Origin of the sequence: Xanthomonas cannabis pv. cannabis (genome assembly GCF_000802365.1) — a bacterium.
In the GTDB taxonomy this organism is placed as follows: domain Bacteria; phylum Pseudomonadota; class Gammaproteobacteria; order Xanthomonadales; family Xanthomonadaceae; genus Xanthomonas; species Xanthomonas cannabis.
On record NZ_JSZE01000147.1, the window covers coordinates 1 to 9,857 of the forward strand.

The 9,857-nt window shown below is 66.4% G+C and carries 12 protein-coding genes; 10 read left to right on the plus strand and 2 right to left on the minus strand.

The window, feature by feature from the left end; translation table 11 throughout:
- A partial coding sequence (locus OZ10_RS18495) for a peptidoglycan DD-metalloendopeptidase family protein (protein WP_039566457.1) occupies nucleotides 1-503 on the plus strand: 503 nt, incomplete at its 5' end.
- Nucleotides 504-692: 189 nt separating this feature from the next.
- Here OZ10_RS18495 and OZ10_RS18500 read toward each other — a convergent pair.
- The gene (locus OZ10_RS18500; protein WP_039404196.1) at nucleotides 693-1,067 is read right to left on the minus strand and encodes an Mth938-like domain-containing protein; all 375 of its coding nucleotides are present in this window, start codon (nucleotides 1,065-1,067) and stop codon (nucleotides 693-695) included.
- Nucleotides 1,068-1,083: 16 nt separating this feature from the next.
- A complete protein-coding gene (gene yhbY / locus OZ10_RS18505; protein ID WP_039404199.1) occupies nucleotides 1,084-1,389 on the minus strand; it encodes a ribosome assembly RNA-binding protein YhbY in 306 nt (101 codons plus the stop codon).
- A gap of 65 nt (nucleotides 1,390-1,454) precedes the next feature.
- Between yhbY and rlmE the strand changes: the two genes are divergently transcribed.
- The 9 genes from rlmE to OZ10_RS18545 all read left to right on the plus strand — a co-directional run.
- Nucleotides 1,455-2,087 (plus strand): 23S rRNA (uridine(2552)-2'-O)-methyltransferase RlmE, encoded by a 633-nt coding sequence (gene rlmE / locus OZ10_RS18510; RefSeq protein ID WP_039566459.1) that lies wholly within the window; start codon nucleotides 1,455-1,457, stop codon nucleotides 2,085-2,087.
- Between the two features lie 58 nt (nucleotides 2,088-2,145).
- A complete protein-coding gene (ftsH, locus tag OZ10_RS18515; RefSeq protein WP_039404201.1) occupies nucleotides 2,146-4,086 on the plus strand; it encodes an ATP-dependent zinc metalloprotease FtsH in 1,941 nt (646 codons plus the stop codon).
- A 128-nt stretch (nucleotides 4,087-4,214) separates the two neighbouring features.
- On the plus strand, nucleotides 4,215-5,117 hold the full coding sequence (gene folP / locus OZ10_RS18520; RefSeq protein WP_039404203.1) for a dihydropteroate synthase: 903 nt from the start codon (nucleotides 4,215-4,217) through the stop codon (nucleotides 5,115-5,117).
- The gene (miaA, locus tag OZ10_RS18525) at nucleotides 5,117-6,100 is read left to right on the plus strand and encodes a tRNA (adenosine(37)-N6)-dimethylallyltransferase MiaA (protein ID WP_039404205.1); all 984 of its coding nucleotides are present in this window, start codon (nucleotides 5,117-5,119) and stop codon (nucleotides 6,098-6,100) included. The genes folP and miaA overlap by 1 nt, the downstream gene beginning before the upstream one ends.
- 76 nt (nucleotides 6,101-6,176) lie before the next feature.
- A complete protein-coding gene (gene hfq / locus OZ10_RS18530; RefSeq protein ID WP_005915027.1) occupies nucleotides 6,177-6,455 on the plus strand; it encodes an RNA chaperone Hfq in 279 nt (92 codons plus the stop codon).
- 11 nt (nucleotides 6,456-6,466) lie between these two features.
- Nucleotides 6,467-7,786 carry a ribosome rescue GTPase HflX gene (gene hflX, locus OZ10_RS18535; RefSeq protein ID WP_039404218.1) on the plus strand — a complete coding sequence of 440 codons (1,320 nt, stop codon included), beginning with the start codon at nucleotides 6,467-6,469 and terminating at the stop codon, nucleotides 7,784-7,786.
- Nucleotides 7,787-7,793: 7 nt separating this feature from the next.
- Nucleotides 7,794-7,997 (plus strand): hypothetical protein, encoded by a 204-nt coding sequence (locus tag OZ10_RS22365; protein ID WP_139051365.1) that lies wholly within the window; start codon nucleotides 7,794-7,796, stop codon nucleotides 7,995-7,997.
- A gap of 159 nt (nucleotides 7,998-8,156) precedes the next feature.
- Complete coding sequence (locus tag OZ10_RS18540) at nucleotides 8,157-8,651, plus strand: CinA family protein (protein ID WP_039404219.1); 495 nt, start codon at nucleotides 8,157-8,159, stop codon at nucleotides 8,649-8,651.
- 265 nt (nucleotides 8,652-8,916) lie between these two features.
- The coding region (locus OZ10_RS18545) for a TonB-dependent receptor (protein ID WP_039566461.1) at nucleotides 8,917-9,857 on the plus strand (941 nt) is incomplete at its 3' end.

A 9,857-nucleotide genomic window follows, 5' to 3' on the forward strand; every position in this document is an offset into this window, starting at 1 on the left:
CGATCTATCCCGGCCAGACCCTCAAGCTATATCCGCCAGGTGCGAGCAAGCCCGGCAGCAACAGCGCCCCGGTTGCCGGCACCGTGGTCCCGCCACGGCCGGCGGCCCCGGTCGCCGCACCGGTCAGCAGCGGGTTTCCATGGCGCTGGCCGGCCGATGGCGTGGTGGTCGGCACCTTCGTCACCGGCGAAACCACCAAGCAGGGCGTAGACATCGCCGGTGCCAGCGGCCAGGCCGTGCGTGCTGCTGCCGATGGCGTGGTGGTGTATTCCGGCGCCGGCCTGGTCGGCTACGGCGAGTTGATCATCATCAAGCACAACGACCAGTGGCTGTCGGCCTACGGCCACAACCGCAAGCGCCTGCTCAACGAGGGCCAGAGCGTCAAGGCCGGCCAGCAGATCGCCGAAATGGGCCGCAGCGGCGCCGCCCGCGACATGCTGCACTTCGAGATCCGCTACAACGGCAAGCCGGTGGATCCGCTGCTGTATTTGCCGAAAAAGTGATTGGGGAGTTGGGATTCGGGATTCGCAACCGCCTTGGGCTGTTCATGCCCGGGCATCGGGTGCGTTTTTTGTCTGGTCACCTGGTGACCAGGTGACGCATCGGTCCGGGGGAGGCAATTAAACGCGCCGCTCGCTACAGCCCGCTCTTACGAATCCCCAATCCCGATTCCCAAATCCCGCCTCACCCGATTAGCCCGGCAACACCATCGCCAATGCGACCCGGCGGCCTTCGCTGGCCAGCACGTTGTAGGTGCGCGCGGCGGCGGCGTTGGTCATCGCTTCCAGTCCGATGCCGCGGGTCAGGCAGGCGGCCAGCACCTGCGCGTCGGGGAAGCGTTGCTGATCGCCGGTGCCCAGCAAAATGACGGCGGGGTTCATTGCCAGCACCGCCTCCATGTGGCTGACCTGTAGCTGCGCCAGGTCCGGTACCGGCCAGCGCTCCACCAGCGCATCGGGCATCAGGATGAAGCTCTGCTGCAGGATCTGGTCGTTGACCTTGGCATGGCGGCCATCGGCCGCGCGCAACGCATAGGCGTAATCGGGATGTTCCTGGCTCAGGGGCATAACGAACTCGTCTGGCTCAGCCGCGCGGCAGCACGATCTGGCGCTTTTCCTTGCTGGGGCGGTACAGGATGGCGACGTGGCCGATCCGCTGCACCAGGGCGCTGCCGGTCTGCTCGACCAGCTCCGCAATCAATGTATCGCGCGTCTCACGATCCTCGGAGGCGACCTTCACCTTGATCAGTTCATGCCGCTCGAGCACTTCCTCGAGTTCGGCCAGAAATGCCGGTGTGACCCCTTTGCCGCCGGTCTGCAGCAGTGCCTTGAGGTCGTGGGCCTGGCCGCGCAGGAAACGGTTCTGGGCGGAGGTGAGAACAATGGACATGCAGGATCGAAGGGAAGCAAAGGGTGTTCAGGGTATCATGGCGGCCCGTTCGGACCCCTTTGCCAATGCCTTCCCGCAGTAAAAGCAGCCAGCGCTGGCTCAAGGAACACTTCGCCGACCCTTATGTGAAGAAGGCCCAGGCCGAAGGCATGCGCTCGCGCGCGGCCTACAAGCTGGAAGAGCTGCTGCAGCGCGACCGGCTGCTCAAGCCGGGCATGGTCGTGGTCGATCTGGGCGCCGCGCCCGGCGGCTGGTCGCAGCAGGTGCGCAAGTCCATGGGCGACAGCGGCCGGGTGCTGGCGCTGGACATCCTGGACATGCCGGCGCTGGCCGGGGTGGACTTCCTTCACGGCGACTTCAGGGAGCAGGCGGTCCTATCGCAGTTCGAAGCGATGTTGGGCGATGTGCCGGTGGACCTTGTTCTGTCCGACATGGCCCCCAATAAGAGTGGCATGGATGCGGTCGACCAACCGCGGATGATGCACCTGGCGGAACTGGCGATGGACTTTGCCGACACCCACCTCAGACCGGGCGGGGCGTTCCTGATCAAGCTGTTCCAGGGTGTGGGATCCGACGACTACATTCGCGAGCTTCGCCGCCGCTATGACAAGGTGACGATCCGCAAGCCGGCGGCCTCGCGCAAGCGCTCCCCGGAAGTTTATGCGCTCGGTCAGGGCAAGCGTGTCCAGATCAAGTAAGCTGCCAATGACCACCGTATTTCAAGCATAAGAGTAGAGGGCACCGGAGCCAATGAGGATGAACGACTTGACCAAGAATCTGCTGCTGTGGGTGGTCGTCGCAGTTGTGCTGATGGTTGTCTTCCAGAGCTTCTCGCCGCGGATGGCGGGTGGCGTCGGTGCCGACTCGATCACCTACACCCAGTTTCTGAAAGAAGTTGACTCCGGGCGCGTCAAATCGGTGGACTACACCGACGAGACCAATCTCGCCGTCAATGCGATCCGCTTCAAGCGCACCGACGGCAGCGAAGCCACCGTGTACGGTCCGCGCGACGACAAGCTGGTCGACGTGCTCTATAGCAAGAATATCGAAATGACCCGTCAGAAGCCGTCCACCGGGCCGGGCTTCTGGTCGCTGGTGCTCAACTTCCTGCCGGTCATTCTCATCATCGGCTTCTGGCTGTTCATCATGCGCCAGATGCAGGGCGGTGGTGGTGGCGCCAAGGGCGCGATGAGCTTCGGCAAGTCGCGCGCCAAGCTGCAGGGCGAAGACCAGATCAAGATCACCTTTGCCGACGTTGCCGGTTGCGACGAGGCCAAGGAAGAGGTCGGCGAGCTGGTCGACTTCCTGCGTGACCCGACCAAGTTCACCAAGCTGGGCGGCAAGATTCCGCGTGGCGTGCTGATGGTGGGCCCGCCCGGTACCGGCAAGACGCTGCTCGCCAAGGCGATCGCCGGTGAGGCCAAGGTGCCGTTCTTCAGCATCTCCGGCTCCGATTTTGTCGAAATGTTCGTCGGCGTCGGCGCCAGCCGCGTGCGCGACATGTTCGAACAGGCCAAGAAGCACGCGCCATGCATCATCTTCATCGACGAAATCGATGCGGTGGGCCGTCATCGCGGTGCTGGCCTGGGTGGCGGTCACGACGAGCGCGAGCAGACCTTGAACCAGTTGCTGGTCGAGATGGATGGCTTCGAGGGCGGCGAAGGCGTCATCGTGATCGCGGCCACCAACCGCCCCGACGTGCTGGACCCAGCGCTGCTGCGCCCGGGCCGCTTCGACCGCCAGGTCGTGGTCGGTCTGCCGGACGTCAAGGGTCGCGAGCAGATCCTGCGCGTGCACATGCGCAAGCTGCCGCTGGCCGACGACGTGGTGCCGATGGTCATTGCGCGCGGTACCCCGGGCTTCTCCGGCGCCGATCTGGCCAACCTGTGCAACGAGGCGGCGCTGTTTGCCGCGCGCGGCGGCGAGAAGGAAGTCCGTATGGATCACTTCGACCGTGCCCGCGACAAGATCCTGATGGGCGCCGAACGTCGTTCGATGGCCATGAGCGAAGACGAAAAGACGCTCACCGCGTATCACGAGGCGGGCCACGCCATCGTCGGGCGCCTGGTGCCGGAGCACGACCCGGTCTACAAGGTCACCATCATTCCGCGCGGCCGCGCACTCGGTGTGACCATGTATCTGCCGGAAGGTGACCGTTATTCGATGAATCGTGTCGCCATCGAATCGCAGCTGTGCTCGCTGTACGGCGGTCGCGTTGCCGAAGAGCTGATCTTCGGCGGCGACAAGGTCACCACCGGTGCGTCCAACGACATCGAGCGGGCCACCAAGATGGCGCGCAACATGGTCACCAAGTGGGGCCTGTCCGACGAGCTTGGCCCGGTGGCCTACGGCGAGGAAGAGGACGAGGTGTTCCTGGGCCGTTCGGTGACCCAACACAAGAACGTCTCCGACGAGACCGCGCGCAAGATCGATGAAGTGGTGCGTTCGATCCTGGACAAGGCCTACAGCAAGACCAAGACCATCCTCACCGAGAATCTGGACAAGCTGCATGCCATGTCGCAGCTGCTGCTGCAGTACGAGACCATCGACGTGCCGCAGATCGACGCCATCATGGAAGGCCGTGAGCCGCCGCCGCCGGCCGGTTGGGGCAAGTCCGACAAGGACGGTGGCAACAACAACGACAAGGGCAGCCCGCGTCCGTTGCCACCGATCGCCGGACCCGCCGAGCAGATCTAAGCCGGTCAAACGCCGATCTGCAGATGCATCCATCAAGGCCGGGAAGCGATTCCCGGCCTTGCTGCGTTACCGGGCTGCATCAAGGCCCGCGTGCGAGCGATCGCGACCACCCCAGGAGACACCGCCCGATGTTCGACACCGCCCTCAAACTGGATTGCGCCGGCCGCAGCCTGCGATTGGATGCGCCGCAGGTGATGGGGATCGTCAATGTCACGCCCGACTCGTTCTCCGACGGCGGCCAGCATGCGACCTGCGAAGCGGCAATCGCGCATGGGCTGTTGCTGGTGGAGCAGGGCGCTGCGGTGCTGGATATCGGCGGCGAATCCACCCGCCCGGGCGCTACAGCGGTGTCGGTGGAAGAGGAGCTGCAGCGGGTGATTCCGGTGATCGAGGCGCTGGCGCAGCGCACCGGCGTGCCGATCAGCGTGGACACCTTCAAACCGGAGGTCATGCGTGCAGCGGTCGCGGCCGGCGCCGGCATGATCAACGACGTCCATGCGTTGCGTTCGCCCGGAGCGTTGGAGGCGGCCTCGGACCTGCGCGTCCCCGTGGTGCTGATGCATGCGCGCAGCGCGCCACATGCCATGCAGGACGCGCCGCACTATGACGATGTGGTCGGTGAGGTGCACCGGTTTCTGGCCGAACGCATCTTCGCCGCCGAGATGGCCGGCATCGACAAGCGCCGGCTGGTCCTGGACCCGGGTTTCGGCTTCGACAAGACGACCGCGCATAACCTCACCTTGCTGGCGCAGCTACAGCGACTGCAGGAATTCGGCCTGCCGGTGCTGGCGGGGCTGTCGCGCAAGCGCAGCATCGGCGAGCTGATCGGGCGCGAGATCGCCGCCGAACGCATACACGGCTCGGTGGCGGCGCACCTGATCGCCGCACAGCACGGTGCGCTGCTGTTGCGCGTGCACGATGTGGCGGCGACCGTGGATGCGTTGAAGGTGTGGAACGCAATGGCGGCCATTCCCGTCCCGCGCGTCAGTGCACCGGCCGCGCCGACGATCTGTTGGCCGGACGAGGACTGATGCCGGCCGACCGACGCCCGCTCGCGATTGCCCTGATGGGCCCCACTGCCAGCGGCAAGACTGCGCTGGCGCTGGAGGCTGCACAGCGCTGGGATGGGGAAATCGTCAGCGTCGATTCGGCGCTGGTGTACCGCGGGTTGGACATCGGCGCGGCCAAGCCCGATGCCGGCATGCGGGCAGCGGTGCCGCATCACCTGATCGATCTGCGTGATCCCTGGCAGGTCTATTCGGCCGCCGAATTCGCCGCCGATGCGCGCAAGGCGATCGACGACATCGTGGGGCGCGGCAAGTTGCCGATTCTCGCCGGTGGCACCGGGCTGTATTTCCGTGCCTTGCTGGAAGGCCTGTCGCAATTGCCGGAGGCCGACCCGACGGTGCGCGCGGCGATCGCCGCCGAGGCCGAGCAGCTCGGTTGGGCCGGCTTGCACGCGCAGCTGGCACACGTTGACCCGGTCGCGGCGGCACGCATCCACGCCACCGACCCGCAGCGGATCCAGCGGGCGCTGGAGGTCTACCGCGTCAGCGGGCGGCCCATCAGTTATTGGCAGGCGCTCCCGCCGGGGCCGCGGCTGCCGGTTCGGGTGTTGAAGGTGGTACTGGCGCCATGCGAGCGTGCGGTGCTGCATGCACGCATCGAACACCGCCTGGACGCGATGCTGGCGCAGGATTTTCTGGCAGAGGTGCGGCAGTTGCGGGCGTTACCACAGATGCAGGCGGTGGCCGCACCGCTGGATCTGCCCGCAGTGCGCGCGGTGGGCTATCGCCAGGCCTGGGAGTATCTGGATGGGGCCGGCAGCCTGGCCGAGTTCCGCGACAAGGCGGTGCAGGCGACCCGGCAGTTGGCCAAGCGGCAGCTCACCTGGCTACGTGGCGAGCTCGACGCGCGCTGGTTCGACCCGGAGCGTGATCGGCATCGATTGGATGACGCACTTGTCGGCTTCCTCGCTCATCGTCCCGCTGTGCAGTCGCCTTCAGGCGTGTAACATCCCGTTTCCGGGGCCGGCTGGGGATGGCGGGTGTCGACCGGGACATAAGAACAAGAACGACGAGGAGTTTTCGATGGCTAAGGGGCAATCTTTACAGGATCCATTCCTCAACGCGCTGCGGCGCGAGCGAGTGCCGGTCTCTGTGTATCTGGTCAACGGCATCAAGCTGCAGGGCACGATCGAATCGTTCGATCAATTTGTAGTCCTGTTGCGCAACACGGTGAGTCAGATGGTCTACAAGCACGCCATTTCCACGGTCGTGCCGGCGCGCAATGTGCGCGTGGGGCCGGGTGGTGGGTACGTGCAATCCAATGAAGGTAATCAAGCGGAAGATGACGACGTCGAGCAGTAATGGAGTAGTGCGTGTTTGATCGCTCGCGCAAGGGTGAACACGCGCTGTTGATTCAGACCCACTCCGGTGGGCCTGCCGAGGACGATGTGCTGGAGGAGTTCGCCGACCTTGCAAAGTCGGCGGGCGCCACGGTGGCGGCAACGCTCACCGCGCGCATCGACAAACCCAGCCCGTCGACCTTGATCGGCAGCGGCAAGCTGGAAGAGGTCAAGGCGGCAGCCGAGGCCACCGGCGCGGATCTGGTGCTGGTCAACCACACCTTGTCGCCCGGCCAGGAGCGCAACCTGGAGCGCTACCTGGAGCGGCGGGTGATCGACCGCACCGGGCTGATCCTGGATATCTTCGCGCAGCGTGCGCGTAGCCACGAAGGCAAGCTGCAGGTGGAGCTGGCGCAGCTGCGCCACATGGCCACCCGGCTGGTGCGCGGCTGGACCCACCTCGAGCGCCAGCGCGGCGGCGCGATCGGCCTGCGTGGCCCCGGCGAAACCCAGCTGGAAACCGACCGCCGCCTGCTGCAGAAGCGCGTGGAGCAGTTGCAGAAGCGGCTGGAAAAGGTCGAGGTGCAGCGCAATCAGATGCGCCGCGCGCGTCTGCGCAGCGAATTGCCGCGCATCGCACTGGTGGGCTACACCAATGCCGGCAAGTCGACGCTGTTCAACGCCCTGACCGGCGCCGACGCCTACGCGGCCGACCAGCTGTTCGCGACCCTGGACCCCACCGTGCGCCGCATTGCGTTGCCGGGCGGCAGTGCGATCCTGGCCGACACGGTCGGCTTCGTGCGCGATCTGCCACATGAACTGGTGGCCGCGTTCCGCTCGACCCTGTCAGAGGCGCGCGAGGCCGATCTGCTGCTGCACATCGTCGATGCGGCCGACCCGCTGCGCGAAGAGCGCATCCTGCAGGTCGACGAAGTGCTGCATGCTGTGGGTGCGGGCGATCTGCCGCAGCTGCTGGTGTTCAACAAGATCGACAAGATCGACGGCGCCGAAGTGCGCCACGACGCGCAGGACGGGATTCCCGACCCGGCGCGCCGCGAGCGCGTGTGGATCTCCGCGCGCGACGGCCGCGGTCTGGAAGAGCTGCAGCACGCGCTCGGCCAACGCCTGGATCTGCGTCATGTGACCGGGCAGCTGCGGCTGCCGCCGTCGGCCGGCCGTCTGCGTTCCAAGCTGCACCAGCTGGAAGTGGTCCGCGGCGAGCAGGCTGACGAGGACGGCTGGTTGCTCGACGTCGACCTGCCGATGGTCGAAGCCGAGCGGCTTGCCGCAGGCGACGATGGCGCGCCGCTGCGCGCGATGCTGCCGGACCGCCGGGAAGACTGGGAAACCTAGGTCCTTCGTGTACGGCGGCCTGCGCATGCGGTCCTGCCAGGTCATCGCCCGTGCGCTGATGGGCGAGCTGCGCACCAGTCACCGCCGGCTCGGCTGCGGCTCACCCGGTGGTGGGCTGCAGCGGCGGTGCAAGCTGGAGCAGGGCGGGCTGGAAAGGATTGGCGCGGCGGCGACTGATGAACGTCATGTCGCCGCAGCGGCGGCGCAGTGAACGAGCGCCATTGCACGCCATGCACTTGGCTTCCGCTGCCAGGCAACACAGTGCGACTGAATCGCGGCTACGCCGCCGGGGCCGGCGCGCCGGGCCAGCCGCAGACAGGGGCGGCGAATTGGGCTAAAACGTCCGCTGCCTTCCTTCGTCGCCGTGCCCATGTCCTTGTCCGCCGATTCCGAGTTGCAGCAGCTGGCCGAAACCCTGGGTCAGCAATTGCTTGCTGCGCGCGAGCGATTGGTCACGGCCGAGAGCTGCACCGGCGGCTGGATCGCCAAGGCAGTGACCGATGTCGCCGGCTCGTCGCACTGGTTCGATTGCGGCATGGCCGCCTACAGCTACGAGGCCAAGCAGGCCTTGCTGGGCGTGCGGCCGCAGACGCTGGAAGTGCACGGTGCGGTCAGCCGCGAAACCGTGATCGAAATGGTCTCCGGCGCGCTGGTCAACTCCGGTGCAAGCATCGCAGTCGCGGTGACCGGCATCGCCGGGCCGGGCGGCGGCAGCGACGACAAGCCGGTCGGCACTGTGTGGATCGGCTGGAAGCGGCGCGGCGGCTACGCCACGGCGCAGCTGTTCCAGTTCGCTGGCGATCGCGATGCGGTACGGCGCCAGACCGTGGTGGCCGCGTTGCGTGGGCTGAGTGCACTGCTTTGATTCCGCGGGCAGGCATCTCGCGCGGCAGATCGCGGTCGTTGCGACTTTAGTGTGAGCGTGGGCACTCCCGTTCTCCATTGCCGATGAGTCCTGCCGCTGGCGGCGCATGGCTTGCATGCATCCTGCGTGCGGCCCGCATTCGTCGGGCGCTCCGCGCATTCCGCTGGCGGCACGCGACAGGGCATCGAACCCGGTAAGGTGGCACCGCGCGCATAGCTGCGGCACTGGCTGCAGGCAGCGCACGCGATCTCGTCGGGGGACACTCATGGATATGCAACGGCACCACCGCACCGTGCTGGCGCTTGCCCTGTTGGCAGCGCTGCCCGCACGGCCTCTCTCGGCGCAGACCGCGCCTGATGAGCCGGCGACCCTGGCGACGCTCAAGGTGACCGCGCAAAAGCGCGAGGAATCGCTGCAGGATGTGCCGGTGGTCGTGTCGGTCTTGCCCGAACAACTGCTGCAGGACAGCGGCGTGCACGACATCAAGGAACTGCAGGTGCTGGTGCCGGGCTTGATCGTGACCAGCAGCCAGAGCGCAGCGCAGACCACTGCACGCATCCGCGGCATCGGCACGGTGGGCGACAACGCTGGGCTCGAATCTTCGGTCGGCGTGGTCATCGACGGGGTGGCGCGTGCACGCAATGGCGTGAGCTTTGCCGACCTGGGCGAGCTGGAACGCATCGAAGTGCTGAAAGGACCGCAGGGCACCGTCTTCGGCAAGAACACCTCTGCCGGCGTCATCAACGTGGTCACCCGTCGCCCCAGTTTCACCCGCAGTGCCGATGCCGAGATCACCGCGGGCAATTACGGTGCGCTCGGCGTGGCGGGCGCGTTCAACGACGCGCTGGGCGAGACCAGTGCGTTGCGCGTGTATGCAGCCAGACGTCGTCGCGACGGCTTCGACCAGGTGGTGACCGGTGCCGGCCCCCGTACCGCAACCGATGATGGCGACCAGAATTTGCGCACTGCGCGGGTGCAGTGGTTGTGGGAGCCCAGCGATGATCTGGACATCAATCTTGCCGCCGATGCCACCAGCCGCAAGGAAAACTGCTGCGTCACCGTGACCACCGAGCGTGGCCCCACCGCCGCCCTGATCGACGCGCTGGCGCCTGGCGGTCAGGGCACGAGCCCGCGTGCAGAGCCGCAACGCAGGCGCGCCTACAGCAACCGCAGCACGGCGCAGGACATCCGTGACAAGGGTGTGTC

What these genes read in the sequence shown, in the direction of transcription:
- OZ10_RS18500 (WP_039404196.1), bottom strand. Translation starts at nt 1,067, where the DNA reads ATGCCCCTGAGCCAGGAACATCCCGATTACGCCTATGCGTTGCGCGCG.
- yhbY (WP_039404199.1), bottom strand. Translation starts at nt 1,389, where the DNA reads ATGTCCATTGTTCTCACCTCCGCCCAGAACCGTTTCCTGCGCGGCCAG.
- rlmE (WP_039566459.1), top strand. Translation starts at nt 1,455, where the DNA reads ATGCCTTCCCGCAGTAAAAGCAGCCAGCGCTGGCTCAAGGAACACTTC.
- ftsH (WP_039404201.1), top strand. Translation starts at nt 2,146, where the DNA reads ATGAACGACTTGACCAAGAATCTGCTGCTGTGGGTGGTCGTCGCAGTT.
- folP (WP_039404203.1), top strand. Translation starts at nt 4,215, where the DNA reads ATGTTCGACACCGCCCTCAAACTGGATTGCGCCGGCCGCAGCCTGCGA.
- miaA (WP_039404205.1), top strand. Translation starts at nt 5,117, where the DNA reads ATGCCGGCCGACCGACGCCCGCTCGCGATTGCCCTGATGGGCCCCACT.
- hfq (WP_005915027.1), top strand. Translation starts at nt 6,177, where the DNA reads ATGGCTAAGGGGCAATCTTTACAGGATCCATTCCTCAACGCGCTGCGG.
- OZ10_RS18540 (WP_039404219.1), top strand. Translation starts at nt 8,157, where the DNA reads ATGTCCTTGTCCGCCGATTCCGAGTTGCAGCAGCTGGCCGAAACCCTG.